General features: G+C 60.4%; 23 protein-coding genes. 9 read left to right on the plus strand and 14 right to left on the minus strand.

Annotated features, from left to right (window positions below):
• Window positions 1-10: 10 nt before the first annotated feature.
• Together CYR55_RS00075 and ptrR are read right to left on the minus strand one after the other, a co-directional pair.
• Window positions 11-1,135 (minus strand): S-(hydroxymethyl)glutathione dehydrogenase/class III alcohol dehydrogenase, encoded by a 1,125-nt coding sequence (locus tag CYR55_RS00075; RefSeq protein WP_101814153.1) that lies wholly within the window; start codon window positions 1,133-1,135, stop codon window positions 11-13.
• A 66-nt stretch (window positions 1,136-1,201) separates the two neighbouring features.
• Window positions 1,202-2,101, minus strand: a complete 900-nt coding sequence (gene ptrR, locus CYR55_RS00080; RefSeq protein WP_101814154.1) for a putrescine utilization regulator PtrR — start codon at window positions 2,099-2,101, stop codon at window positions 1,202-1,204.
• 195 nt (window positions 2,102-2,296) lie between these two features.
• Here ptrR and CYR55_RS00085 point away from each other — a divergent pair, with 195 nt between their 5' ends.
• From CYR55_RS00085 to mglC, 7 genes are all read left to right on the plus strand, one after another.
• Window positions 2,297-3,445: a YbfB/YjiJ family MFS transporter gene (locus CYR55_RS00085; RefSeq protein WP_101814649.1), complete on the plus strand. Its 1,149-nt coding sequence runs from the start codon at window positions 2,297-2,299 to the stop codon at window positions 3,443-3,445.
• 160 nt (window positions 3,446-3,605) lie between these two features.
• Window positions 3,606-4,268, plus strand: coding sequence for a GTP cyclohydrolase I FolE (gene folE, locus CYR55_RS00090; RefSeq protein ID WP_101814155.1), 663 nt, complete (start codon window positions 3,606-3,608; stop codon window positions 4,266-4,268).
• A gap of 60 nt (window positions 4,269-4,328) precedes the next feature.
• Entirely contained in the window at window positions 4,329-5,489 is a 1,161-nt protein-coding gene (gene yeiB / locus CYR55_RS00095) for a DUF418 domain-containing protein YeiB (protein ID WP_101814156.1), read from the plus strand.
• Between the two features lie 309 nt (window positions 5,490-5,798).
• Window positions 5,799-6,797, plus strand: coding sequence for an HTH-type transcriptional regulator GalS (gene galS, locus CYR55_RS00100; RefSeq protein ID WP_101814157.1), 999 nt, complete (start codon window positions 5,799-5,801; stop codon window positions 6,795-6,797).
• Between the two features lie 294 nt (window positions 6,798-7,091).
• A complete protein-coding gene (mglB, locus tag CYR55_RS00105) occupies window positions 7,092-8,090 on the plus strand; it encodes a galactose/glucose ABC transporter substrate-binding protein MglB (protein WP_101814158.1) in 999 nt (332 codons plus the stop codon).
• Window positions 8,091-8,263: 173 nt separating this feature from the next.
• The gene (mglA, locus tag CYR55_RS00110) at window positions 8,264-9,784 is read left to right on the plus strand and encodes a galactose/methyl galactoside ABC transporter ATP-binding protein MglA (RefSeq protein WP_101814159.1); all 1,521 of its coding nucleotides are present in this window, start codon (window positions 8,264-8,266) and stop codon (window positions 9,782-9,784) included.
• A 20-nt stretch (window positions 9,785-9,804) separates the two neighbouring features.
• The gene (gene mglC, locus CYR55_RS00115) at window positions 9,805-10,815 is read left to right on the plus strand and encodes a galactose/methyl galactoside ABC transporter permease MglC (RefSeq protein WP_101814160.1); all 1,011 of its coding nucleotides are present in this window, start codon (window positions 9,805-9,807) and stop codon (window positions 10,813-10,815) included.
• Between the two features lie 62 nt (window positions 10,816-10,877).
• Here mglC and sanA read toward each other — a convergent pair whose 3' ends face one another.
• The 9 genes from sanA to CYR55_RS00160 all read right to left on the minus strand — a co-directional run bounded on the left by sanA (window position 10,878) and on the right by CYR55_RS00160 (window position 19,703).
• Window positions 10,878-11,825, minus strand: a complete 948-nt coding sequence (gene sanA / locus CYR55_RS00120; RefSeq protein ID WP_101814161.1) for an outer membrane permeability protein SanA — start codon at window positions 11,823-11,825, stop codon at window positions 10,878-10,880.
• Between the two features lie 178 nt (window positions 11,826-12,003).
• The gene (locus CYR55_RS00125; protein WP_101814162.1) at window positions 12,004-13,701 is read right to left on the minus strand and encodes an NAD-dependent malic enzyme; all 1,698 of its coding nucleotides are present in this window, start codon (window positions 13,699-13,701) and stop codon (window positions 12,004-12,006) included.
• 230 nt (window positions 13,702-13,931) lie between these two features.
• Window positions 13,932-14,813 carry a cytidine deaminase gene (cdd, locus tag CYR55_RS00130; protein WP_101814163.1) on the minus strand — a complete coding sequence of 294 codons (882 nt, stop codon included), beginning with the start codon at window positions 14,811-14,813 and terminating at the stop codon, window positions 13,932-13,934.
• A 217-nt stretch (window positions 14,814-15,030) separates the two neighbouring features.
• The gene (locus CYR55_RS00135) at window positions 15,031-15,762 is read right to left on the minus strand and encodes an arginine ABC transporter substrate-binding protein (protein ID WP_101814164.1); all 732 of its coding nucleotides are present in this window, start codon (window positions 15,760-15,762) and stop codon (window positions 15,031-15,033) included.
• 213 nt (window positions 15,763-15,975) lie between these two features.
• Window positions 15,976-16,644, minus strand: coding sequence for an arginine ABC transporter permease ArtM (gene artM / locus CYR55_RS00140; protein WP_101814165.1), 669 nt, complete (start codon window positions 16,642-16,644; stop codon window positions 15,976-15,978).
• Complete coding sequence (artQ, locus tag CYR55_RS00145; protein ID WP_101814166.1) at window positions 16,644-17,360, minus strand: arginine ABC transporter permease ArtQ; 717 nt, start codon at window positions 17,358-17,360, stop codon at window positions 16,644-16,646. The genes artM and artQ overlap by 1 nt, the downstream gene beginning before the upstream one ends.
• A gap of 9 nt (window positions 17,361-17,369) precedes the next feature.
• Entirely contained in the window at window positions 17,370-18,101 is a 732-nt protein-coding gene (gene artJ, locus CYR55_RS00150) for an arginine ABC transporter substrate-binding protein (protein WP_101814167.1), read from the minus strand.
• Between the two features lie 18 nt (window positions 18,102-18,119).
• Window positions 18,120-18,848, minus strand: a complete 729-nt coding sequence (artP, locus tag CYR55_RS00155) for an arginine ABC transporter ATP-binding protein ArtP (protein ID WP_101814168.1) — start codon at window positions 18,846-18,848, stop codon at window positions 18,120-18,122.
• Between the two features lie 267 nt (window positions 18,849-19,115).
• The gene (locus CYR55_RS00160; RefSeq protein ID WP_101814169.1) at window positions 19,116-19,703 is read right to left on the minus strand and encodes a lipoprotein; all 588 of its coding nucleotides are present in this window, start codon (window positions 19,701-19,703) and stop codon (window positions 19,116-19,118) included.
• A gap of 126 nt (window positions 19,704-19,829) precedes the next feature.
• Between CYR55_RS00160 and CYR55_RS00165 the strand changes: the two genes are divergently transcribed.
• Together CYR55_RS00165 and CYR55_RS00170 are read left to right on the plus strand one after the other, a co-directional pair.
• Complete coding sequence (locus CYR55_RS00165; RefSeq protein WP_101814170.1) at window positions 19,830-20,159, plus strand: heavy metal-binding domain-containing protein; 330 nt, start codon at window positions 19,830-19,832, stop codon at window positions 20,157-20,159.
• Window positions 20,160-20,161: 2 nt separating this feature from the next.
• Window positions 20,162-20,995: an N-acetylmuramoyl-L-alanine amidase gene (locus CYR55_RS00170; protein WP_165699497.1), complete on the plus strand. Its 834-nt coding sequence runs from the start codon at window positions 20,162-20,164 to the stop codon at window positions 20,993-20,995.
• Window positions 20,996-21,006: 11 nt separating this feature from the next.
• Here CYR55_RS00170 and CYR55_RS00175 read toward each other — a convergent pair whose 3' ends face one another.
• The 3 genes from CYR55_RS00175 to poxB form a co-directional block, all read right to left on the minus strand.
• Window positions 21,007-22,029, minus strand: a complete 1,023-nt coding sequence (locus CYR55_RS00175) for an NAD-dependent epimerase/dehydratase family protein (RefSeq protein ID WP_101814172.1) — start codon at window positions 22,027-22,029, stop codon at window positions 21,007-21,009.
• Between the two features lie 252 nt (window positions 22,030-22,281).
• Entirely contained in the window at window positions 22,282-23,343 is a 1,062-nt protein-coding gene (gene ltaE, locus CYR55_RS00180; protein WP_101814173.1) for a low-specificity L-threonine aldolase, read from the minus strand.
• A 103-nt stretch (window positions 23,344-23,446) separates the two neighbouring features.
• The gene (gene poxB / locus CYR55_RS00185; RefSeq protein ID WP_101814174.1) at window positions 23,447-25,168 is read right to left on the minus strand and encodes a ubiquinone-dependent pyruvate dehydrogenase; all 1,722 of its coding nucleotides are present in this window, start codon (window positions 25,166-25,168) and stop codon (window positions 23,447-23,449) included.
• Window positions 25,169-25,312: the final 144 nt, after the last annotated feature.

Raw genomic sequence — 25,312 nt, forward strand, 5'->3', positions numbered from 1 at the left:
GGTGCCTTATTTATTTATTGAAATGGATAACGGAGCGGATCGACTTGCCTTCGTGCATCAGGTCAAACGCTTCGTTGATCGCGTCCAGCCCCATGGTGTGGGTGATGAAATCATTGAGCGGGAATTTCCCGTCGAGGTAATCCTGCACAATGCCCGGCAACTGGCTGCGGCCTTTAACGCCGCCAAAGGCGGAACCGCGCCAGACGCGGCCGGTCACCAGCTGGAACGGACGGGTGGAGATCTCTTCCCCGGCCCCGGCCACGCCGATGATCACGGATTCGCCCCAGCCCTTGTGGCAGCACTCCAGCGCGGAACGCATTACGTTCACGTTGCCGATGCACTCAAAGGAGAAGTCCACGCCGCCGTCGGTCATTTCCACAATCACTTCCTGAATCGGCTTGTCGTAATCTTTCGGGTTGATCAGGTCCGTCGCGCCCAGTTTACGGGCCAGATCGAACTTGCTGGTGTTGATGTCGATGCCGATGATGCGGCCTGCCCCGGCCATCTGCGCGCCGATGATGGCCGAGAGGCCGATGCCGCCGAGGCCGAAGATCGCCACGGTGTCGCCTTTTTGCACTTTGGCGGTGTTCATCACCGCGCCCATGCCGGTGGTGACGCCGCAGCCCAACAGGCAGACTTCTTCGAGCGGAGCTTCTTTATTGATTTTTGCCAGCGAGATCTCCGGCACCACGGTGTACTCCGAGAAGGTGGAGGTGCCCATGTAGTGGAAAATCGGCTTGCCGTCTTTGAAGAAGCGGGTGGTGCCGTCCGGCATCAGCCCTTTGCCCTGGGTGGTGCGGATCGCCTGGCAGAGGTTGGTTTTGCCGGAGCGGCAGAATTTGCATTCGCCGCACTCCGGGGTGTAGAGCGGGATCACATGGTCGCCGACCGCCACGCTGGTGACGCCTTCGCCGACCGCTTCCACCACGCCGCCGCCTTCATGGCCGAGGATCGCCGGGAACACGCCCTCCGGATCTTTGCCGGACAGGGTGTAGGCATCGGTGTGGCAAACGCCGGTGGCGACGATGCGCACCAGCACTTCGCCTTTCTGCGGCGGCATCAGATCCACTTCTTCAATTTTCAGTGGCTGGCCTGGCCCCCAGGCAACGGCGGCGCGGGTTTTGATCATCTCCATGGTAGTGCTCCTTTACGGGTTAATGCGGGTTGGGTGGTTAATAATTAATCGTTGGTTAAGTGTATCTCACTCACCGGGAATCGGGTGTTTCAGTACCGGAATGACGCCGTGGTTATGCTCAATAATGATCTCTTTCAGCGCGCGCACGTTGGGGCTGAACGCCTCACGCCGCCAGGTAAGCCAGGTGGCGGTGTCGGCTACCTCGTCCGGCAGGGCGTTGACCGTGATGCGCTCATGGCCGGGCAACTGCCCAAGCACGGACTCCGGCAGAATGGCGATGCCCGCCCCGCTGGCCACGCAGGCCAGCATCGCGTGATAGGAGTGGATCTCCAGCGACGACCCCACCGCCCACCCGGCCTGTTTCAGCCAGGCGTAAAATTTGCGGCGGTAAGAGCAGGTGGGGCCAAACACAAACACCGTGATCGGTGCGCCCGCGCCGTGTGCCGCCAGCGGGCGGTTGGCCGGGGAGATCACCACCAGCCGCTCGCGGAAGGCGATGCAGGCGTTCAGGTCATCATGGTCTATGGGGCCGTCCACCAGCGCCGCGGCCAGGGTGCCGGCGCGCACGCTGTCGATGATGTCGCCGGAGGTGCCGGTCACCAGGGAGAGCGCCACTTTCGGGTGCTGCTGGTGGTAAGCGGCCAGCAGCGCGGGCAGACGGGTGGCGGCGGTGCTCTCCATCGACCCGAGGGCAAATTGCCCGGCGGGTTCACCGGCATGGGTCAGGCTCATTGCCTCGTCGCTCAGCGCCAGGATGCGTTCCGCATAGCCGAGAAAGTTATGGCCCATCGCCGAGAGCCGCAGACGCTGTTTTTCACGGATAAACAGATCGGTGCCCAGCTCCTGCTCCAGCTGGCGCAGGCGGGTGGTGAGGTTGGAAGGCACGCGGTGCAGTTGCTCGGCCGCTTTGGCCAGCGAACCGGTCTCGGCCACGCAACAAAACATCCGGAGCTGGGTGAGGTCCATAACTGTTCTCTTTTTGTGAATAACGTGATCTGAATTATTCAGTTTCCGTGAGTCTAGCGGTCAGGCAGAGTAGTGGCAACCGCTAATTAACCTGTATGACTATTAGCGGCTACAAACAGGTAATGCTTGGGCAAAAGTTAACCTTTTGATAACGTCTTGATTCGCCTGAACCGGGCGACCTGAGGGAGCATGTCGATGGCACTACGCATTGCAATGAGTGGATTTCTGGCGCTGGTGGTGGCGATGGGGATTGGGCGCTTTGCGTTTACCCCGCAGGTGCCGCTGATGATTGCCGAGCACCAGTTCAGCCTGACCGGCGCGGGGCTGGTGGCGGCGTTTAACTATCTGGGCTATCTGGCTGGGGCGTTTGATGCGATGCGCGCCACCCGCCATGTGGAACTGCGGCTGTGGCTTGGCGTCTGGGGCGCGGTGGTGCTGACGCTGCTGTCAGCGGTGGTGGGTGGCGAAGTGCTGCACTGCGCGGTGCGTTTCCTGCTCGGCATGGCGAGCGGCTGGGCGCTGGTGCTGGTGGCCGCGTGGTGCAATGAACAACTGGCGCACCACGGCCGCCCCGGCCTCAGCGCGGCGGTGTTTGCCGGGCCGGGCATGGGCATTCTGTTGAGCGGGCTGCTGGCGCTGGTGATCAATGCATATCATCTCTCCTCCGCGCAGGGCTGGCTGCTGTATGGAGGGCTGGCGCTGCTGCTGCTGGCGACGATCAGCATGAACCTGCCGCGCAAAGGCGAGCTGCACCGACCGGCAACCGCCCCGGCCCCGCTGCCGCTGACCCCGGCGCTGCGGCGGCTGGTGTGGAGCTACAGCCTGGCCGGGTTTGGTTACATCCTGCCCGCGACGTTCTTCTCGCAGATGGCGCACAGCCGCTTCCCGGACAGCCTGATGGCCCAGTTACTCTGGCCGGTGTTTGGCGGCGCGGCAGTGGCGGGGATTGTGCTCGGCATTCTGACGCGCGGCTGGCTGACGACCCGCATCCGGCTCGCCATTGTGCTGTGGATACAGGCGCTGGGCGTGCTGGGGGCAGAGTGGCTGCCGGGCATCGCCGGGCTGGCGGTGGGGGCGCTGCTGACCGGCGGCGGTTTCCTCTGCGTGGTGCAGCTCGCGTTGCAGTATGGCCGGGAACTGGCACCGCACCATGCGCGCTATCTGGCCGGGCTGCTGACCACCGGGTACGCCGTCGGGCAACTGGTGGGGCCGGTGCTCTCGGCGCTCTCCACGGCGCTGACCCACCGGCTGGAACCGGCGCTCTATGTGGCGGTGCTGGCGCTGATCGTGGCCGGCGGGCTGGTGCTGCCGGGCCGCGCCCAGCCTGAGGCGGTGCGTTCGTAAACGGGGCAGGGTGTACCTATTGCTGTAGTCAATAACTTGCGGCTATTTCATCAATCATGAAACGTAATCACTGGATAATCGGGGCGCTCTCCACTACAGTGAGGCACCCAATTTTGGCGTGAATCGGCGTCAGAATCGTAATACCCGCAGGAGAAGAGAAATGGCAACGCTGAGTAAAGAAGCCGCATTGGTTCATGAAGCGCTGATGGCGCGCGGCCTGGAAACCCCTTTGAGACCAGAACCTATGCTCGACAGGGAGACGCGCACCCGTCACATCCAGGAGCACATGACCAGCATCATGCAGTTGCTGAACCTTGACCTCACTGACGACAGCCTGGCCGAAACGCCGCTGCGCATCGCCAAGATGTATGTTGATGAGATCTTCTCCGGGCTGGATTACGGCAACTTCCCCAAGATCACCATCATCGAGAACAAGATGAAGGTGGATGAAATGGTGACCGTGCGTGACATCACCCTGACCAGCACCTGTGAGCACCACTTTGTCACCATCGACGGCAAAGCGACCGTGGCGTATATCCCAAAAGACGGGGTGATTGGCCTGTCGAAAATCAACCGCATTGTGCAGTTCTTTGCCCAGCGGCCGCAGGTGCAGGAGCGCCTGACCCAGCAAATTCTGGTGGCGCTGCAAACCCTGCTCGGCACCAATAACGTTGCGGTATCCATTGATGCAGTACATTATTGCGTGAAAGCACGCGGCATCCGTGATGCGACCAGCGCCACCACCACCACTTCGCTGGGCGGTCTGTTCAAGTCCAGCCAGAACACCCGCCAGGAGTTCCTGCGCGCCGTCCGCCACGTCTGATCCGCTTTTGTTATTGGCAGCACCGCCTGGTGCTGCCCGACTCGCAGGATGTTATGACCTATGCGCCAACGCATTGCTACGCTGGATTGCGCCCGCGGGATAGCCATCCTCGGCATTTTACTGCTCAATATCAACGCCTTCGGCCTGCCGAAAGCCGCCTACCTTAACCCGGCCTACCATGGGCTGCCCTCCACGGCTGATGCCTGGACCTGGGCCATCATGGACGTGCTGGCGCAGGCCAAATTCCTCACCATGTTCGCGCTGCTGTTTGGTGCCGGGTTACAGCTACTGCTGCCGCGCGGCAAACGCTGGATCCAGGCGCGGCTCTCCTGGCTGCTGCTGTTCGGGCTGCTGCACGCGATTTTTCTCTGGGACGGCGACATCCTGCTCTCATATGGGTTGATCGGCCTGGTCTGCTGGCGGTTGATCCGGGAGGCGACCGGCACCCGCACACTGCTGATGACCGGGGCATTGCTGTTTTTCTTGGGGGTGGGGATTTTGGTGATGTTTGCCTTTATGACCAACCCCAACCCCGGCGATTTCTGGCAGCCCGGCCCCGCGTCGTTGCAGTATGAGGCGTTCTGGAAGTTACAGGGCGGGCAGGAGGCGTGGCAAAACCGGCTGGACATGCTCTCCTCAACGCTGCTTTCGGTGGGTGCGCAGTATGGCTGGGAGCTGGCAGGCGCGATGCTGTTCGGCGCCGGGCTGATGCGCAGCGGCTGGCTGCGCGGCGAGTTCAGCCTGCGCCACTACCGTAAACTGGCGCTGTGGCTGATAACGCTTTCATGGCTCGTTCAGATCCCGTCGGTGGTGATGCAATGGCACCTGGGCTGGGACTACCGCTGGAGCGGCTTCCTGTTGCAGGCCCCGCGTGAAGTGGGCGCGGCGCTGCAATCCATCGGCTATCTGGCGCTGATTTACGGCTTCTGGCCGACGCTGTCCCGCTGGCGCGTAGCCGGCTGGCTGGCGAAGATTGGCCGCATGGCGCTGAGCAACTACCTGCTGCAAACCCTGATCTGCAACACGCTGTTCTATACCTTCGGCCTGTATGACCAGTTCGGCCGCCTGCAACTGCTGGCGATTGTGCCGCTGGTGTGGCTGGTCAACCTGCTGTTTTCCCTGCTCTGGCTGCGCTTCTTCACCCAGGGGCCGATGGAGCGGGTATGGCGGCGGCTGACCGCCCTGGCAGCCGGCCGGCCGGTGGAAGCCGCTAAACCCTGATACGCGCCCCGCTGGGGGCGCGTATCGCGCTGACATTCCCTCTCTTCAGGCCAACTGGCCGCATCATCTCCCGCCAAACGTTGCAATATTGTGAAGAAATATAGTTTTCGTGTGAAAACGTTTTCTTTCCTGTGACGCATTTCACGCTGACCCTCAGGCAAACCCGTTAGGATAGCGGCGTGCAGTGAATGCCGCTTAATAACCTGATAACAGGACTTCACATGGTTGCTCCTTTTGCCTTTTTACCTCTGTTTTTGACCAGACCAGGGCGTGCCTGCGCCTGCCGCGCCCCTTTGCCCGGAGCCGCTTATGATCACCATCCGTGATGTGGCAAAGCGCGCCGGGGTCTCGGTGGCGACGGTATCCCGCGTGCTGAACAATTCCGCCATCGCCAGCAAAGAGACGCGGGAACTGGTGCTGAAAGCGGTGTCAGAGCTGGGCTACCGGCCCAATGCCAATGCGCAGGCGCTCGCTACCCAGACCAGCGACACCATCGGCGTGGTGGTGATGGATGTCTCCGATCCCTTTTTCGGCGCACTGGTGAAAGCGGTGGACACCGTGGCACAGCAAAACCACAAATATGTGCTGATCGGCAACAGTTACCACCAGGCGGAAAAAGAGCGCCACGCGATTGAGGTGCTGATCCGCCAGCGCTGTAACGCACTGATTGTGCACGCCAAAGCGCTGAGTGACGATGAGCTGATTGACTTCTTAAACCAGATCCCCGGCATGGTGCTGATTAACCGCATCATCGCCGGGTTTGAGCACCGCTGCGTGGGGCTGGATAACGTCAGCGGGGCGCACATGGCGACCCGCCTGCTGCTGAGCAACGGCCACCAGCGCATCGGTTATGTCGGCTCCAGCCACCCGATTGAGGATGAAGTGCAGCGGCGGCAGGGGTACCGCCAGGCGATGGCGGAAGCCGGGCTGGCCGTGCCGGACGCCTGGTACGCCGCCGCCTCGCCGGACTTGCAGGGCGGTGAAGCGGCAATGGTGGAGTTACTTGGGCGCAATCAGCACCTTACGGCGATTTTCGCCTATAACGACGCCATGGCGGCCGGGGCGCTGGCGGTGCTGAAAGAAAACGGTATCACGGTGCCGCAGCACTGCTCGCTGGTGGGGTTTGATGATATCCCGATCGCCCGTTACACCAGCCCAAAGCTGACCACCGTGCGCTACCCGATTATTTCTATGGCGACGCTGGCCACCGAGCTGGCGCTGAAAGGCGCGGCGAACACGCTGGAGAGCGGCGTAAGCCACTGTTTTATGCCGACGCTGGTGCGCCGCCATTCAGTGGCAGCGGGCTGAAATGCGGGGGTGGTCACGGACTGTGATGTTTCAGTTGTGTAACCGTTTTCAAAGTGTGAAGGCATTCACAGTTTATTAACAATGCAGCGATTATGATGCGAGCGTTTTCTGTCAGGATGTGTCAAGGCGTGATCCTTCTTTGGTGCTCCTGACAGCTTTCCTGCCGCGTCTGCCGGACGCAGAGACACCACAGCGAACGCAGGAGCAGCAGGGTCAAGGAGGACGGTTATTCCCCGCCGCACACCGGCAGGACGGCACTACCTGGTCGTACCCTACATAAACCGGAGAGAAAAAATGAATAAGAAGGTTTTTACCCTGGCCACGCTGGCGGCAGCCATGCTGTTTGGTACTGCAGCACACGCAGACACCCGTATCGGCGTCACCATTTACAAATACGATGACAACTTTATGTCCGTGGTGCGTAAGGCGATTGAGAAAGAAGCCAAATCCTCCTCGGATATCGAACTGCTGATGAATGACTCGCAGAACGACCAGTCCAAACAGAATGACCAGATCGACGTGCTGCTGGCCAAGGGCGTCAAAGCCCTGGCAATCAACCTGGTTGACCCGGCGGCGGCACCGGTGGTGATCGACAAAGCACGCGGCAACGACGTGCCGGTGGTGTTCTACAACAAAGAGCCGAGCCGCAAAGCGCTCGACAGCTATGACAAGGTTTACTACGTCGGCACCGACTCCAAAGAGTCCGGCATTATCCAGGGCGAGCTGATTGCCAAGCACTGGAAAGCTCACCCGGAATGGGACCTGAACAAAGACGGCACCATCCAGTTTGTGCTGCTGAAAGGGGAGCCGGGCCACCCGGACGCCGAAGCACGTACCAAATATGTGGTGGATACCCTGAACGGCAAAGACGGCATCAAGACCCAGCAGCTGCAGCTTGATACCGCAATGTGGGACACCGCCCAGGCGAAAGACAAGATGGACGCCTGGCTCTCCGGCCCGAACGCCGACAAGATCGAAGTGGTGATCGCCAACAACGACGCCATGGCGATGGGTGCCGTGGAAGCGCTGAAGGCGCATAACAAGTCCAAACTCCCGGTGTTCGGCGTTGACGCCCTGCCGGAAGCGCTAGCGATGGTGAAATCCGGCGCCATGGCCGGGACAGTATTGAACGATGCCAATAACCAGGCGAAAGCAACCTTCCAGCTTGCGAAGAATCTGGCCGAAGGGAAACCGGCAGCCGAGGGCACCAACTGGAAGATCGATAATAAAGTCGTACGTATCCCTTACGTCGGCGTAGACCAGGATAACCTGGCACAATTTATCGGTAAGTAATACGCACGACCCCCGTTTAGTTTAACGGTGACCAACAGGGTATACCCGCTGCCGGTCAGGATGGCCGGCAGCGTCCGCCTTATCAGGATGCTGCACACCAGGTGACCGGTTTTTCCGGTGGCCGGGCCAGCGGCACCCCGAATGCAGACTCCTTATTCTAGCCAGGTGTAATTATGGCCGATAACACGACGGGACAATCACGCGAGTGGTTGTTGGAGATGACCAATATCTCGAAGTCATTTCCAGGCGTAAAAGCATTGGATAACGTGAATTTAAAAGTCCGCCCCCACTCCATTCACGCATTAATGGGCGAGAATGGCGCAGGCAAATCAACGTTATTGAAGTGCCTGTTTGGCATTTACAGCAAAGATGCCGGAAGTATTCTTTTTCAGGGGCAAGAAATCGATTTTAAAAGCTCCAAAGAGGCGCTGGAAAAAGGCGTGTCGATGGTGCATCAGGAATTAAACCTGGTTCTGCAACGCACGGTGATGGATAACATGTGGCTTGGCCGTTATCCCACCAAAGGCATGTTTGTTGACCAGGAGAAAATGTATAACGATACCAAAGCCATTTTTGACGAACTGGATATTAATATCGACCCGCGCGATAAAGTCGCCCGGCTTTCTGTGTCCCAGATGCAGATGATCGAAATTGCCAAGGCATTCTCTTACGATGCCAAGATCGTCATTATGGATGAGCCGACCTCGTCACTGACGGAAAAAGAGGTGAACCACCTGTTCACCATTATCCGTAAGCTGAAAGAACGCGGCTGCGGCATCGTTTATATCTCCCACAAGATGGAAGAGATTTTCCAGCTGTGTGATGAAATCACCATCCTGCGTGACGGCCAGTGGATCGCGACCCAGCCGCTGGAAGGCATGACGATGGATCAGATTATCTCGATGATGGTAGGGCGCTCCCTGAGCCAGCGTTTCCCTGACCGCATGAATACACCGGGAGAGGTGATTCTTGAGGTCAAAAACCTGACGTCACTGCGCCAGCCGTCGATCCGGGATGTGTCGTTTGACCTGCATAAGGGCGAGATCCTCGGCATTGCCGGGCTGGTGGGTGCCAAGCGTACTGACATCGTGGAGACGCTGTTCGGCATCCGCGAAAAGGTGAGCGGTACCATCAAACTGCACGGCAAAGCGATCAACAACCACAGCGCCAACGAGGCGATTAACCACGGTTTCGCGCTGGTGACCGAGGAGCGCCGCTCCACCGGCATTTACGCCTACCTGGACATCGGTTTTAACTCGCTGATCTCTAATATCCGCAATTATAAAAACAAGTTCGGCCTGCTGGATAACAGCCGGATGAAGAGTGATACCCAGTGGGTGATCGATTCGATGCGGGTAAAAACCCCCGGTCACCACACCAATATCGGCTCGCTCTCTGGCGGTAACCAGCAGAAAGTCATTATCGGCCGCTGGCTGCTGACCCAGCCGGAAATATTAATGCTGGATGAGCCGACGCGCGGTATTGATGTCGGGGCCAAATTTGAAATTTACCAGCTGATTACCGAACTGGCGAAAAAGGAGAAGGGCATCATTATTATCTCTTCTGAAATGCCGGAATTACTGGGAATTACCGACCGTATCCTGGTAATGAGCAATGGCCAGGTGGCAGGCATTGTGAATACCAAAGAAACGTCGCAGAACGAAATATTACGTCTTGCCTCCTTGCACCTCTAATCTTGTTGAAGGTTCTTATTATGACTGCGTTAAATAAGAAAAGTATGCTCACTTATCTCAAAGAGGGCGGGATTTATGTGGTATTGCTGGTGCTGCTGGCAATTATTATTTTCCAGGATCCGACCTTTTTAAGCCTGATGAACCTGAGTAACATTCTGACCCAATCGTCGGTGCGTATTATTATCGCGCTGGGGGTGGCCGGGCTGATTGTGACCCAGGGCACTGACCTCTCTGCCGGCCGTCAGGTCGGGTTGGCGGCGGTGGTGGCGGCCACCATGCTGCAGGCGATGGACAACGTCAACAAGGTGTTCCCAAACATCGACACCATTCCGATTCCGCTGGTGATCCTCACGGTGTGTGTGGTGGGCGCGCTGATTGGCCTGCTCAACGGCATCATCATCGCCTACCTTAACGTGACGCCGTTTATCACCACCCTCGGCACCATGATCATCGTGTACGGCATCAACTCGCTCTATTACGATTTCGTGGGCGCCTCGCCGATTGCCGGGTTTGACGCCGGGTTCTCGACCTTTGCGCAGGGCTTTATCCGCCTGGGCGGCTTCAAGCTCTCCTACATCACCTTCTACGCGGTGATCGCCATCCTGTTCGTCTGGGTGCTGTGGAACAAAACCCGCTTCGGCAAAAACATCTTCGCCATCGGCGGTAACCCGGAAGCGGCCAAAGTCTCCGGCGTTAACGTGCCGCTGAACCTGATCATGATCTATGCGCTCTCCGGTGTGTTCTATGCGTTCGGCGGGTTGCTGGAAGCGGGCCGTATCGGCAGCGCCACCAACAACCTCGGCTTTATGTATGAACTGGATGCGATTGCGGCCTGCGTGGTGGGCGGCGTGTCGTTCGCCGGTGGCGTAGGTACCGTGGCCGGTGTGGTAACCGGGGTGATCATCTTTACCGTGATCAACTACGGGCTGACCTACATCGGCGTGAACCCATACTGGCAGTACATCATCAAGGGCGGCATCATTATCTTTGCCGTGGCGCTGGACTCGCTGAAATACGCGAAGAAGAAGTAACCGGCACCAGACTCAGCACCAAAAAAAGGGCGACACCGGTCGCCCTTTTTTGCGTCTGCGGTTCAGGGAAGCGGGGCGGGCGGGGCCTCCGGCGGCGGCAACAGGTGGCCGGGGTGCGGCGGCTGTGCGGCGGCTTCCTGCGCGGCTTTTTCCTGGGCCGCTTTCTCTTCTGCGGCTTTCTCTTGTGCGGCTTTCTCTTGCGCCGCCTGCTCCTCAGCCTGCTTCTGCTCTGCCTCACGCTGCTGTTTTGCCCGTTCCAGCGCCTGCTGTTTCTCCTGCTCCTGCTGTTTCTCCTGCGCCAGCCGCTGTTGCAGCGCCAGCAACTGTTCCGGCGTCACGGCCGGGTAGCCCTGCGCGTCGTCCGGGATGGCATGTACCGCCGGGATCGGGATCAGCGGGCCAAGGAAACGCGGCTCGCGCTTGAGCAGGTAGAGGTCGCTGAGGGCACCGAGGCGGGCGAAAATCTCGCGCACCCGTACCGTGAGCATGTTTTTCGGCGACGGCACCGCGTAGCACTGCGCCTGAATCCCCATATGCAGCGCGATAAACAGCGCGCGCTCACAGTGGAAGCGCTGGGTAATCACGATAAAGTCGTTGGTGTCGAACACTTTGCGGGTGCGGACAATCGAGTCCAGCGTGCGGAACCCGGCGTAGTCGAGCACAATGTCACTGGCCGGGATGCCGGCAGCCATCAGGTCACGGCGCATGGTCATCGGCTCGTTATAACTCTGCTGAGCGTTGTCGCCGCTCAGCAGCAGGTATTTCACTTTGCCGCTGTTATAGGCGTTGATCGCGCCCTGGATCCGATAGAGGTAGTACTGGTTAATCACGCCGGTGCGGTAGTACTTGGCGGTACCCAATACCACGCCGACCTGCCGGTGCGGCAGCGCCTGCACATCTTCATAGATGTAGCCGGCAGTTTTCCAGCTCACCCAGCGATCCAGTGCAATAGCCGCCACACCCATCGCCATCACGATGAGTAAAAAGCTGGCTATCAGGCGTTTCCACATGGCTTTGCCTTTAAGGGATGAGGAAAGGTAGGGGTTCCAAGGCTACTTTACCTGTTTGCCTGACGCAAGGCATGTCCCGTTTCTGCGCATGTTTCGCTGGGTTTTTCATCAGGTTGGGCAGGTAACGGGCATAAAAAAGGCAAGGGGGGAACCCCTTGCCGGTGTGGTGTGCCGCGCCTCAGAAGGAGGTGCGTTTGTAGCTGCGGTACTGCGGTTGCCAGAAGTTGTGCTCAATCGCCTTCGACAGCGCATCTTCAGAGGTGACCATCGCCACGCCGTGCAGTTGCGCCGCTTTGCCTACTTCCATGGCGATCACTTTGGAGACGCCCTGGATGTCATTGACGTCCGGCAGCAGCGAGCCTTCACCCTCGGTTGCCAGCGGTGAGCAGTCGGCCAGCGCCCGGCTGGCGGCCATCAGCATGCTGTCGGTGACGCGGGTGGCACCGGAGGCGAGCACGCCCAGCCCGATGCCGGGGAAGATGTAGGAGTTGTTGCACTGGGCGATCGGGTAGACCTGATCTTTGTAATGCACCGGCGCAAACGGGCTGCCGGTGGCCACCAGCGCCGCGCCGTCAGTCCATTTCAGGATATCTTCCGGGCGCGCTTCCACACGGGAGGTCGGGTTGGAGAGCGGCATCACAATCGGGCGCGCGCAGTGGCGGTGCATCTCGCGGATGATCTCTTCCGTGAACAGCCCCGGCTGGCCGGAAACGCCAATCAGAATGGTCGGCTTGGCGTTACGCACCGCATCCATCAGTGAAATGGAATCACTGTTAACGTCCCACTCCGCCAGGTTCTCGCTTTTCTGAATCAGCTTAGCCTGGAACTCCAGCAGGTTCGGCAGTTTGTCGGTCAACAGGCCGAAACGGTCGATCATAAAGACTTTGGCGCGCGCCTCGTCTTCACTCAGCCCTTCCGATTTCATCTGGGCGATGATCTGCTCGGCGATGCCGCAACCGGCCGAACCGGCACCCAGGAAAGCGACGGTCTGGTCGCGCAGGCGGCAGCCAGCGGCGCGGCTGGCGGCGATCAGGCTGCCGAGGGTCACGGCGGCGGTGCCCTGGATGTCATCGTTGAAGCAGCAGATCTCATCACGGTAGCGGTTCAGCAGCGGCGTGGCGTTGGCCTGCGCGAAGTCCTCAAACTGCAACAGCACGCTCGGCCAGCGGCGTTTCACCGCCTGGATGAACATATCCACAAACTCGCTGTACTCCTCGCCGGTGATGCGCGGGTGACGCCAGCCCATGTAGAGCGGGTCGTTCAGGCGCTGCGGGTTATTGGTGCCGACATCCAGCACCACCGGCAGGGTGTAGGCCGGGCTGATGCCGCCGCAGGCGGTGTACAGCGACAGCTTGCCGATCGGGATGCCCATACCGCCGATGCCCTGATCGCCCAGCCCCAGGATGCGCTCGCCGTCGGTTACCACGATCACTTTCACATTCTGCTTGGTGGCGTTTTGCAGCATGTCGTCGATGTGGTCGCGGTTCGGGTAGGAGAGGAAAATGCCGCGCGCCCGGCGATAGATGTCGGAGAAGTGCTCACAGGCTTCCCCAACCGTCGGGGTGTAGATGATCGGCATCATCTCGCTCAGGTGGGTATCCAGCAGGCGGTAGAACAGGGTTTCGTTGGTGTCCTGGATATTGCGCAGGTAGATGTGCTTATCAATATCGGTTTTGAAATCCTGGAACTGCCGCCAGGCGCGCTCGGCCTGCTCTTCAATGGTTTCTACCGCTTCCGGCAACAGACCGTGCAGGTTGAAGTGGGTGCGCTCGTCCTCGGTAAAGGCGCTGCCTTTATTCAGCAGCGGGAATTCAAGCAGAATCGGGCCGGCATAAGGGATGTAAAGGGGGCGTTTGCTCTCGTATTCAAGTTCCATTGATCTACTCTTCACGGTCTGAGGTAAGAAATTTCTGCGCTGATCCTAAAAGATAATGCTGATATGTACAGCAATTGTTATCAGTGTTTGACAAAAAATCCGCAATCAGGGAATTAACTTACAACAGGTTGTGCTTTTTAACAGAAAACGCACAGTAGACAGCGAAAGAGAGCCGGGGAAGAGGAGAGCAGCGGGGAAGAAGCCCGGCCGGGGAATGGCCGGGCAGGGGGTCAGACGTGTACTACCGTGAGATCCGTGCAGCCGAGCGCGGCCAGGGTGGCGCGGGTGGCATCTGCCTGGGTCAGCAGCGCGTCGCGGCGCTCAATCAGCACCGCGCGGGTGATGGCGTTGCAGTCACCACCGGCCAGATTCATCAGGTTCAGGGCTGCCTGCAACGGCGGCAGGCTTGGGTTGAACGCGGCGTTCTCTGCGTAGCGGCCGGGGAAAATGCGCCCGTCGCTGCCTTCCAGTGCAATGCCGCTGTGGGAGTGGCTGTACGGCGCGTGGCTCTGGTTAATGGCGGTCAACGCATACTTCACCAGCGCGTCACCTTCGGCGCTGTAGCCGTGATCGACCTGATCCATCAGCAGGGTGGTGATCGCCAGATCGCGCGGGCCAAAGGCATCCGGCAAATAGTGGCCCAGCCGGGCGGCGGCGCGGCCCGGCAGATGGATGGTTAAATCGGTGCCGCTGTTCAGCTCATTCATAAACTGGCGACAGTGGCCGCAGGGCGTGTAGTTCACCGTAATGGCGGTCAGCTCGCGCTCCCCGCGCAGCCAGGCGTGGGTCACTGCCGACTGCTCCGCGTGTACCGTTTGTTGCAGCGGCGTACCGGCGAACTCCATGTTGGCACCGAAATACCAGTTGCCGCTGATGCCGCGGGCAATCGCCCCGACCAGAAAGTGTGACACCGGCGTCAGGGCGCAGGCGGCGGCCAGCGGCAGCAGCGCAAAGGCCAGCGCATCTTCATCCATGCCGCTTTCCTGTGCCAGTTTGTCTACGTCGGCCGCAGTCAGGAACGCCGGAAAATCATCATGGCGCAGCAGGGGCTCCAGGGCCGTAGCAAGCTCTATAGAGAGCGCGGAAAACGCGGTATGAAATCGTGCATGCATAGTCAGTCCATCTCATGACAAAGTTCGGTTGACCAATATAGGGAGCCGCAAAGGATTGCAATGTGATGGTTGTCACACTATTAATGAAATGAGTGTAATCAAAATCTGAAAATGAGAGATATCGCGCATCTTTAACCGTGACGCAGAGACTGGGAAAGGCAGAACAGGGAAAGGGGAAACAACGAAGATTCCCCTGCCGGAGCAGGGGAACGAAACATTACTGCGGGAACCACTTGTCGTTGATGGCTTTGTAGGTGCCGTCCGCTTTGATGGCGGTCAGAGCACCGTTCAGTTTTTCCAGTAGCGCGGTGTTATCCGGGCGCACCGCGATGCCGAGGCCAATACCGAAGTATTGCGGGTCGGTGATGTGCTCGCCCACGGCCGCCAGGTTCGGGTTATTTTTCAGCCACTCGTTCACTACGGCGGTGTCGCCGAATACCCCATCCAGACGGCCGTTTTTCAGGTCAAGGATCGCATTCTGGTAGCTGTCATAGGCCACGGTGGTGATTTCCGGATGCTTCTCCTGCAGGTATTTCTGGTGCGTGGTGCCGTTTTCCATGCCGACACGCTTGCCCTTCAGGTCTGCCAGCGTCTTGTATTTGCCCTTCGCTGCAATCACCACCGCCGAGTTGGCGTAGTAAGGCGCTGTGAACGCCACCTGCTTCTGGCGCTCCGGGGTAATGTCCATGCCGGAGATCACCGCGTCGAAACGCTTGAATTTCAGCGCCGGGATCAGGCTGTCAAACGCCTGGTTGGTGAAGGTGCAGCTGGCCTGCAACTGTTTGCACAGTGCATTCGCCAGATCGATGTCAAACCCGACAATCTGGTTATTGGCATCCATAGACTCAAACGGCGGATAGGTCGCAGACGCCGCAAAACGGATGGTATCAGCCGCGCCGGCGGTAAAGGCCACGCCGGAAAGCAGGGCGGCAAGCAATAACTTTTTCATGGTGGCATTCCTTATTGTTGTCTGTTGGGTTCCCGCAGGGCAGGGCGAAAGCGGGCGGAACGTGCCGGAATACGCCTGACGGGAGAGCCCTTACGCTGACATTAATTGAATTATTATGCAATAAATTTGCTTAAAAAATTAACCAGCCGGCGGGATTTTGTGCAGGGGGAATAACGGACAGAAAAAAGGGGCGAACCGGTCGCCCCTGGGGAGTTAATTGCGCTGTTCGAACCGCAGCGCCCGGCGTTCCACCAGCCGCATCAGCAGCGTCAGCAGGCCGTTCACACAGAGGTAAACAATCCCCGCCGCGCCAAACACCATCACATCATAGGTGCGGCCATACAGCAGCTGGCTGTGGCCCATCACTTCCATCAGCGTAATGGTGTAGGCAAGCGACGTGCTTTTAAACACCAGCACCACTTCGTTGGAGTAGGAAGAGAGGGCGCGCTTGAAGGCAAACGGCAGCAGAATACGCAGCGATTGCATCTTCGACATGCCCAGCGCCTCGCAGGACTGCCACTGCCCGGCCGGGATCGCCCGCACCGCACCGTAAAACAGCTGGGTGGTGTAGGCCGCGCTATTGAGTGACAACGCCAGCACCGCGCAGAGCCACGGCTGGGAGAGCAGGTTCCAGAGCCACGGATAGTGCTGGATGGAAGGGAACTGCCCCGGCCCGTAGTAGATCAGGAAAATCTGCACCAGCAGCGGCGTGCCGGTGAACAGCGTGATGTAGACCCGCACCAGCGGGCTTAACACCGCGGTTTTCAGCGACAGCACCAGGGTAAACAGCAACGAGAGCACCAGGGCGGCAATCAGGGAGGCCACCGTGAGCGTCAGGCTGGTGTGCAGGCCCTTGAGGATCTCAGGTAAATACTCAAGCATTATTGCGGCCTCTGCTCAAAACGGGTGGTGCGTTGTTCAATGCGCCGCAGGATAAACTGGCTGAACAGGGTCACAATCAGGTAGATCGCCGCGGCAATCAGGTACCAGTTGAACGGCTCCTGGGTGCGGGTGGCGATGCTTTTGGTCTGCAACATCAGGTCATTGACGCTGATAAGCGACACCAGCGCCGTGTCTTTGAGCAGCACCAGCCACTGGTTGCCGAGGCCGGGCAGCGCGTGCCGCCACATCTGCGGCATCACCAGCCGGAAGAAGATCGCAGACTTGCTCATGCCGAGCGCCTGCCCCGACTCCCGCTGGCCGTGCGGTACCGCTTTCAGCGCGCCGCGCAGCGTTTGCGAGGCATAGGCAGCATAGAGCAGCGCCAGTGCCACCACCCCGCACAGGAACGGGCTGACCTCAAAGTTCTCAATCGGTAACTGCACCGGCACCTGGAACAGCAAGAGATTGAGCGTGAAGCCGTCTGACAGCATCAGCAGCAGCTGCGAGGAGCCGAAGTAGATAAACAGCACCACCAGGATTTCCGGCAGCCCGCGCAGCAGCGTCACCAGCCCGGTGCCGAGCCAGCCGACCACGCGCCAGCGGGCCGATTCCCAGACGGCAAACAGCATCGCCAGCGCCAGCCCAAGCAGCAGCGCGCAAAGTGCCAGGCCGACGGTCATCCCGGCGGCACTGAGTAACGGTTGGAATTCAGTCATCGCGGCAGATTACTGCGTGAACCATTTCTGGTAGAGGGTCTGGTAAGTGCCGTCCTGTTTCACTTTCGCCAGCGCGGCATCCAGTTTGGTCAGCAACTCGCTGTTCTGCTGGCGCACGGCGATGCCGAGGCCGGTACCGAAGTAGGCGGCGTCGGTGACTTTATCGCCCACGGCGCTCAGGTTCGGGTTCTGCTTCAGCCACTCATTCACTACCGCCGTGTCACCGAATACCGCGTCAAGGCGGCCGTTTTTCAGGTCCAGCACCGCATTCTGGTAGCTGTCATACGGCACCGGGGTGATCTCCGGGTGTTTCTCGGTCAGGAACTTCTGGTGGGTCGAGCCGTTCTGCATACCTACGCGCTTACCTTTCAGGGACGCGAGGTCAGTGAACTTGCCTTTCTGGGCGATGAATAATGCAGAATTGTCATAATAGGGTTTGGTGAACGCCACCTGTTTCAGCCGTTCCGGCGTGATGTCCATGCCGGAGATCACCGCGTCAAACCGGCGGAATTTCAGGCTTGGGATCAGGCTGTCAAACGCCTGGTTGGTGAAGGTGCAGTTCGCCTGCATCTGCTGGCAGAGCGCTTTCGCCAGATCGATATCAAAACCCTGCATGGTGTTGTTGGCATCCATGAACTCAAACGGCGGGTAGGAGGCTTCCGTGGCAAAGCGGATGTTGTCCGCCGCAGTGGCAGAGAGGCTGAGGCCCGCGAGTACCGCGGCGAATAAGACGTTTTTCATGGCAAACTCCGGACAATCCTAATGGGAAAGATAGCTGGCAAACGCACTGGTTTGCGGCTGTGTAAAGCGGCCGGCATCACCCTGTTCCACGATGCGGCCATTCTCCATGTACACCACGCGGCTGGCGGTCTTGCGTGCCACTTCCACCTCGTGGGTCACGATCACCTGCGTGATGCCGGTGCCGGCCAGTTCACGGATGATATTCACGACTTGTGCGGTAATTGCCGGGTCAAGGGCGGCGGTCGGCTCGTCAAACAGCAGCACCTGCGGCTCCATCATCAGCGCACGGGCGATTGCCACCCGCTGCTGCTGGCCGCCGGAAAGGTGCAGCGGGAAGCGGTCGGCGTAGTCATTCAGCCGCAGCCGGTCGAGCAGTTTCTGCGCCCGCGCCATGGCGTCCGCTTTGCTCAGCCCCAGCACCCGGCAGGGCGCTTCAATCAGGTTTTGGACCACCGTCAGGTGCGGCCAGAGATTGTATTGCTGGAACACCATGCCGACGTTCTGGCGCAGCTCACGGATCGCCTTTTCGCCCGGTGCGTGGGAAAAATCAAACTGGTTACCGGCGATCTGGAGCTGGCCGGTGCGCGGCATTTCCAGCAGGTTGAGCACCCGCAGCAGCGAGCTTTTCCCGGCACCGCTCGGCCCGAGCAGCACCAGCGTCTCTCCGGCCGGGCACGAGAGCGTGATGTCGAACAGCGCCTGATGCGCGCCGTAAAAGCAGTTAATGCCGTTAAGTTGAATACTCATGCGCTGAATCTGAATAGCAATTGATGCCGCAAATGTTAACTTCCACAGAATAGTTATGCAATCATTGTGCGTTAAAATTTATTTATCACCCTGAATAGCGGGGAGGCGCAGCACAAGATGCGGTATTGCCGGACCGTCGGGGGCATTTGTCGCCCTGCTGCCATTTAGGATAGCGAATTTGCTTGTTTTGTGCGAAATGTGAGCGAACACCGGACAGCCCGCGCAAAATCAAGCCATTACCTCTCTGAATGGTGCAAGGCGCCTGGATCAGCGGTTCTCCAGCACCTGCCGTAACGTGCCGCTGGAGGCGAATTCCCACGGCCCCAGATAGCGGATGTCATCCACTGCCCAGCACTGCCCTTCGCGGATCATCAGGATTTCATCCTGCCATTGGGTGGCGGTGTCGCTGCCCGGCTTCTGGTTAACCAGGTTGACGCGCAGCGGGATGTTACGGGCATCCCGGTTCGGGATGGTGGAGGCGGTCGCGACGGCGGCATTGGTCGGGCCGTCAAACAGGCTGGAGAAGATGTCGCCATCGCTGAAGCCGGTATTTTCGTTCGGGGTAGCGGCCACATCCACCCGTTTACCCTGGCCGGCATCACGCAGCGCACCGTAGAGCGCGTTGCTCAGGTAGGGGCGGTACGCCGCCAGCGCGCTGCTGGAGGGAATGCCGTTGCTGCGCTGCTGAATGCGTAAATCATAGAATTTCTGGGCGACCTCGTCAGGCCCGCCCTCCACACAGGCGGCCGCATGGCTGCCGTTCTCCTGGGGCTGGAAAGCGGGTTCTACCGGCGTGGTACAGGCGCTCAGTAACAGGGCCAGCGGCAACACAGCGGCGATCATGTTATTTTTCATCTCATTACCTTATTGAACGTTTCTGCCATGAACTCTTTAGCTTAGTATAAATGTGATTTTCACTGCTGCATGGTTTCTGGCTGCGAAGCCGGGTGCCTGCCGCTTTCCCTGCTTAAGGAGTGCATGATGCAATTCTCAACCACCCCCTCGCTTGAAGGTTTTATCATCACGGAATACAGCGGCGTCGTGACCGGCGAAGCGATTCTGGGCGCCAATATCTTCAGGGATTTCTTTGCCGGTGTGCGGGACATCGTCGGCGGCCGCTCGGGCGCGTATGAAAAAGAGCTGCGCAAGGCGCGCCAGATCGCCTTCCGTGAACTGGAGCAGCAGGCCAAAGAGCTGGGTGCCAACGCGGTGGTCGGCATCGACATCGACTATGAAACCGTGGGCAAAGACAGCAGCATGCTGATGGTGAGTGTGACCGGCACGGCGGTGAAGGTGGCGCGCAGCGCGTGATAATGCGCCTGCTCCCCCTGTTACTGGCGCTGCTGGTGACTGCCTGCCAGCAACCGCTGCCGCCCGGCATGGCGGCACGCGGCAACCTGCTGCTGGAGCGCTCCGCCCCGGCGCGCGGTGTGGATCAGCGCATCCGGTTTCTGGTTATCCACTATACCGCCGGGGATTTCCCTACCGCGCTGGCGACCCTCACCGAGGAGCACGTCAGCGCCCATTACCTGATCCCGGCTGCGCCGCCGCAGCGGGGCGGCAAGCCGGTGGTCTGGCAACTGGTGCCGGAGCAGGCGCGCGCCTGGCACGCCGGGGCCAGCGGCTGGGGCGATCGCACCAACCTTAATGACACGTCCATCGGCATAGAACTGGAAAACCCCGGCTTCCGGCGCACGCTGCTGGGCCGCCGCTGGTACCCGTTCCCGCCCGCGCAAATCGCGGCGCTGACGGAGCTGGCCGGGCAGATTGTGCAACGCTACCAGATCGCCCCGCAGAATGTGGTCGGCCATGCGGACATCGCGCCGCAGCGTAAGCAAGATCCCGGCCCCTGTTTCCCGTGGCGGGCGCTGGCGGCGGCGGGCATCGGGGCGTGGCCCGATCCGGCGCGGGTCAGCACCTGGTTACAGGGGCGGCCGCCGGGTGAGCCGGTGGCACAGGCGCGCCTGCTGGCATTGCTGGCAGCCTATGGTTACCCGGTGCGGGAAGGGATGGATGACGCCGCGCAGCGGCAGGTGATCGCTGCATTCCAGATGCATTTCCGCCCGGCTGACTACCGTGGCCTGCCGGATGCGGAGAGTGAGGCGATCGCCCGGGCGCTGCTGGCGCAGTACCCGCCCGGGCGTTGATGCGGGCGGGGTTATTTGCCGGAAGCGGGCAGGCCGCGCAGTTTACCGTGCTCGCGCAGCCAGTTGGCGGTACGCAGGATGCCCTCATCCAGCGACACCAGCGGCCGGTAGCCCAGCTCCTCCTGCGCGCGGCGGGTGTCCAGCGTCAGGTCAAAGTTGAGTTTGGCCACGCTGTAGTGGGTCAGCGCCGGTTCTTTATGGTTACCGGCGCTCAGCCGTTCCATGCCGCGTGCCATCACATCCAGCAGGGTGTAGGGCACCGAGCGGATTTTGCACGGCATATCCAGGCACGCCATCAGGTGCTGCACAATGGTGCGCAGCGGGCGCGGTTGCTGGTTGGTGATGTTATACGCCCGGCCGGACGGGGTCGTGCTGTTTTCCGTCGCCAGCCACATCGCCTGTACCACGTTTTCCACGTAGGTCATGTCCACCAGCGCATCGCCGCCGCGCGGCAACAGCAGGGAGCCGTGGCGGATCATCTGCAACAGGCGCGGCAGCAGCACGTTGTCATGCGCGCCGAACATCCCCTGCGGCCGCAGGATGGTGAAGTGGGTCTGGGGGTTGGCCTGCGCCAGATGCTGAATCACCTCCTCGGCGGCCGCTTTGCTGCGGGCAAACGCATTGGCAAAGCGCTGCGGGCGGAAATCTTCCCGGATGTCGCGGTGGTGATGGAAATCAAAATAGATGGCCGGTGAGGAGATATGGACGAAATTGCGCACGCCATAAGCCGCCGCCCACTCGCCCAGCCGGCGGGTCGCCCGCACGTTGGCCAGCTCAAATGCCTCTTCCGCGCCCCACGGGGCGGAGAACCCGGAGCAGTGCCACAGCGTGTCAACCTCGGTCAGCATCGCCCGCGCCTGGGACGACACCAGATTGTTCATGTCTGCCGGAATAAACTGCGCGCCGCGTTTTGCCAGCAGTGCGCCAATCGCCGCATGACTGCCGGCCGCCCGCACCGGGATCCCCTGCCGCTGGAGGAAATCCACCGCATTTCTGCCCAGACCGCTGGTTGCCCCGGTTACCAAAAACGTCATAAATATCTATCCATCAAACCCGTTATGCGCAAGACGCCTGTCTCTGGCAAAAGCAAAGAGGGCGCCATTCTTTCTGGAAAATGAGCGGCAGGCAATCTCAATAGCGAGGTGGCGTGATGAAAGGCGCGCAACCGGCTGAAAAGTAAGCCGCGCTAAACGGTTCTTCCTGGAAAACCGGAGAATGCCCTGCCTGTTATGGGGGGTGAGTATAGCAAAGGGCAAAAAAGCCGCCGCGGAGGCGGCGGCGGTGGGTCAGGCGTGTTCCGCCAGGAAGGCTTGCCACAGGGTGACCACCTGCTGAAGTTCGTCGCGCGAGACGTCCAGGTGGGTAATCAGCCTCGTCACCGGCCCGGCGTTGAGCAGCACGCCGCGCTCACGCATCCAGGGGCCGAGGGCGGCGGCCTGGGCGGCGTTCACCCGGACGAACAAAATGTTGGTCTGCGCGCCCGGCGCCACAATTTCCACACCCAGATCGCGCAACTGTTGCTCCAGCCAGCGGGCGTTGTCATGGTCTTCCTGCAACCGCGCCACATGGTGTTCCATGGCGTAGCTGCCTGCCGCTGCCATGATGCCGATTTGGCGCATCCCGCCGCCGGCCATTTTACGCCAGCGGCGGGCGCGGGCGATGTACTCCGCCGGGCCGCACAGCAGGGAGCCCATCGGCGTGCCCAGCCCTTTCGACAGGCAGAGGGTGAAGCTGTCGCAGTAGCGGGTGATCGCCTCCAGCTCCACGCCGAGCGCCACCGCGGCATTCATGATGCGCGCGCCGTCAATATGCAGCGCCAGCCCGCGTTCGCGCGTCAGTTGCCACGCCTGTTGCAGGTACGCCAGCGGCAGCACCTTGCCGTTATGGGTGTTCTCCAGGCTCAGCAGGCGCGTCGGCGCGAAGTGAATGTCATCCGGTTTGATCGCGGCAATCACCTTGTCGAGCGGCAGGGTGCCGTCGTCGTCGGCGTCGATCGGTTGCGGCTGAATGCTGCCGAGCACCGCTGCGCCGCCCGCCTCATACAGGTAGTTGTGCGCCTTCTGGCCCACAATGTACTCTTCGCCGCGCTGGCAGTGGCTGAGCAGCGCCACCAGATTGGCCTGGGTGCCGGTGGGCAGGAACAGCGCTGCCGCTTTACCGGCACGCTCAGCCACCTGCGCTTCCAGCGCGTTAACGGAGGGATCATCACCATAGACGTCATCACCGACGTCAGCCTGGGCCATCACCTGCCGCATGGCGGCGGTAGGGCGGGTTACGGTATCGCTGCGTAGATCAATCACACTCACTTTCCTTCTCAAAGGGCGGTAAACGGACGCGCCCGGCCGCATCGGCGGCGGGCGTGGGGAAGCCCCCATCATAACCAGAATGGCGCGGCAGGCTAGATGAAAATCAGAGGGAGAAAGGACAGGGCAGCGCGCCCTGTCCGGGGGATCAGCGGAACAGGTTCTCTTTCGCCAGTTCCATCACCTCATCGCCGCGGCCGTTGATGATCGCCCGCAACATATAGAGGCTGAAGCCTTTGGCCTGTTCAAATTTGATGGAGGGAGGCATCGCCAGCTCCTGCGTGGCCGTGACCACATCAAGCAGCACCGGGCCGGGGTGGGCCAGCGCCTCTTCAATGGCGGCGTCCAGTTTTGTGGCATCGGTGACGCGGATGCCCTTCACGCCGCACGCCTGTGCAATACCGGCGAAGTCCGGGTTTTCCAGCTCGGTGCCGTCCGTGAGATAGCCGCCGGCCTTCATCTCCATCGCTACAAAGCCCAGCGAACTGTTGTTGAACACCACCACTTTCACCGGCAATTTTTTCTGTGCCAGCGTCAGGAAATCCCCCATCAGCATGGCGAACCCGCCGTCGCCGCACAACGCGATCACCTGTTTGTCCGGCGCGGTGGCCTGTGCGCCGATCGCCTGCGGCATCGCGTTCGCCATCGAGCCATGGTTAAAGGAGCCGAGCAGGCGGCGTTTGCCGTTCATTTGCAGGTAACGCGCTGCCCACACCGTCGGCGTACCGACGTCGCAGGTGAAAATGGCATCTTCGGTGGCGTGGCGGCTCAGCTGCTGGGTCAGGTATTGCGGGTGAATCGGCTGGCCCGGCGTCGGCACCGCCAGCGCATCCAGGTCTTTACGGGCGGTGCGGTAGTGATCCAGCGCTTTGTCGAGGAAGCGGCGATCCTGTTTCACCGTCAGCTTCGGCAACAGCGCGGTGAGGGTGGTGTGAATGTCACCCATCAGTGCCAGATCGACACTGCAATGCGCGCCAATGCTGCCGGGGTTGATGTCAATCTGGATGATGGTGGCGTCGGTCGGGTAGAAGGCGCGGTAGGGGAACTGGGTGCCGAGCAGCACCACCGTATCGGCATTCATCAACGCCTGATAACCGGACGAGAAGCCAATCAGCCCGGTCATGCCGACGTCATAGGGGTTGTCCCACTCCAGGTGCTCTTTGCCGCGCATCGCGTGCACGATCGGCGCTTTCAGCGTCTGTGCCAGTTGCACCACCTCATCATGCGCACCGGCGCAGCCGCTGCCGCACATCAGGGTAATGTTTTTCGAGCGGTTCAGCACTTCCGCCAGCGTTTCCAGCTCGGTAATGTTCGGCAGCATCAGCGGCACCTGCGGGGCGTTCCAGGCCATGCGCGCCTCTTCCGGTGCCGGTTTCAGCGCCACGTCGCCCGGCAACACAATCACTGACACGCCACGGTTGAGGATCGCCTTGCGCATCGCGATCTCTAATACCTGCGGCAACTGCTCCGGGTTGGTCACCAGCTCACAATAGTGGCTGCATTCGCGGAACAGCTCCGTGGGGTGGGTTTCCTGAAAATAGCCGCTGCCGATTTCGCTGGAAGGGATATGCGCGGCAATCGCCACCACCGGCGCATGGCTGCGGTGGCAGTCGTACAAGCCGTTGATCAGGTGCAGGTTGCCCGGCCCGCACGACCCGGCGCACACCGCCAGTTCGCCGGTGAGCTGCGCTTCCGCCCCGGCCGCAAAGGCGGCGACCTCTTCATGGCGGGTGCCGATCCACTCGATGGTGTGCATGCGGTTAAGGCTGTCGTTCAGCCCGTTCAGGGAGTCGCCGGTAACGCCCCAGATACGTTTCACGCCCGCTTTTTCCAGTGTTTTCGCCAGTAAACCGGCCACAGTCTGTTTCATCGCTTTCCCCCAATGTCCAAGATGGTGATGGCGAGGGATCTGTTAAATGAGATCCCTTTCACATTTTTTCTGCACAGCTAAGCATAGACGATGGGCAGCAGCGTGCCGGGGGAGGGTGTGCGGCAGGGGGGTGACAGCCGCAAA

The organism is Chimaeribacter californicus (assembly GCF_002858675.1).
Classification (GTDB): domain Bacteria; phylum Pseudomonadota; class Gammaproteobacteria; order Enterobacterales; family Enterobacteriaceae; genus Chimaeribacter; species Chimaeribacter californicus.

Bases quoted from the DNA above. Each gene is read 5' to 3' on its own strand.
- poxB (WP_101814174.1), bottom strand. From the start codon at position 25,168: ATGAAACAGACTGTGGCCGGTTTACTGGCGAAAACACTGGAAAAAGCG.
- folE (WP_101814155.1), top strand. From the start codon at position 3,606: ATGGCAACGCTGAGTAAAGAAGCCGCATTGGTTCATGAAGCGCTGATG.
- mglA (WP_101814159.1), top strand. From the start codon at position 8,264: ATGGCCGATAACACGACGGGACAATCACGCGAGTGGTTGTTGGAGATG.
- galS (WP_101814157.1), top strand. From the start codon at position 5,799: ATGATCACCATCCGTGATGTGGCAAAGCGCGCCGGGGTCTCGGTGGCG.
- ptrR (WP_101814154.1), bottom strand. From the start codon at position 2,101: ATGGACCTCACCCAGCTCCGGATGTTTTGTTGCGTGGCCGAGACCGGT.
- CYR55_RS00165 (WP_101814170.1), top strand. From the start codon at position 19,830: ATGCAATTCTCAACCACCCCCTCGCTTGAAGGTTTTATCATCACGGAA.
- ltaE (WP_101814173.1), bottom strand. From the start codon at position 23,343: ATGCGGCCGGGCGCGTCCGTTTACCGCCCTTTGAGAAGGAAAGTGAGT.
- artP (WP_101814168.1), bottom strand. From the start codon at position 18,848: ATGAGTATTCAACTTAACGGCATTAACTGCTTTTACGGCGCGCATCAG.
- mglB (WP_101814158.1), top strand. From the start codon at position 7,092: ATGAATAAGAAGGTTTTTACCCTGGCCACGCTGGCGGCAGCCATGCTG.
- cdd (WP_101814163.1), bottom strand. From the start codon at position 14,813: ATGCATGCACGATTTCATACCGCGTTTTCCGCGCTCTCTATAGAGCTT.
- CYR55_RS00085 (WP_101814649.1), top strand. From the start codon at position 2,297: ATGGCACTACGCATTGCAATGAGTGGATTTCTGGCGCTGGTGGTGGCG.
- CYR55_RS00125 (WP_101814162.1), bottom strand. From the start codon at position 13,701: ATGGAACTTGAATACGAGAGCAAACGCCCCCTTTACATCCCTTATGCC.
- artJ (WP_101814167.1), bottom strand. From the start codon at position 18,101: ATGAAAAACGTCTTATTCGCCGCGGTACTCGCGGGCCTCAGCCTCTCT.
- mglC (WP_101814160.1), top strand. From the start codon at position 9,805: ATGACTGCGTTAAATAAGAAAAGTATGCTCACTTATCTCAAAGAGGGC.
- artM (WP_101814165.1), bottom strand. From the start codon at position 16,644: ATGCTTGAGTATTTACCTGAGATCCTCAAGGGCCTGCACACCAGCCTG.
- yeiB (WP_101814156.1), top strand. From the start codon at position 4,329: ATGCGCCAACGCATTGCTACGCTGGATTGCGCCCGCGGGATAGCCATC.
- CYR55_RS00175 (WP_101814172.1), bottom strand. From the start codon at position 22,029: ATGACGTTTTTGGTAACCGGGGCAACCAGCGGTCTGGGCAGAAATGCG.
- artQ (WP_101814166.1), bottom strand. From the start codon at position 17,360: ATGACTGAATTCCAACCGTTACTCAGTGCCGCCGGGATGACCGTCGGC.
- CYR55_RS00170 (WP_165699497.1), top strand. From the start codon at position 20,162: ATGCGCCTGCTCCCCCTGTTACTGGCGCTGCTGGTGACTGCCTGCCAG.
- CYR55_RS00135 (WP_101814164.1), bottom strand. From the start codon at position 15,762: ATGAAAAAGTTATTGCTTGCCGCCCTGCTTTCCGGCGTGGCCTTTACC.
- CYR55_RS00075 (WP_101814153.1), bottom strand. From the start codon at position 1,135: ATGGAGATGATCAAAACCCGCGCCGCCGTTGCCTGGGGGCCAGGCCAG.
- CYR55_RS00160 (WP_101814169.1), bottom strand. From the start codon at position 19,703: ATGAAAAATAACATGATCGCCGCTGTGTTGCCGCTGGCCCTGTTACTG.
- sanA (WP_101814161.1), bottom strand. From the start codon at position 11,825: ATGTGGAAACGCCTGATAGCCAGCTTTTTACTCATCGTGATGGCGATG.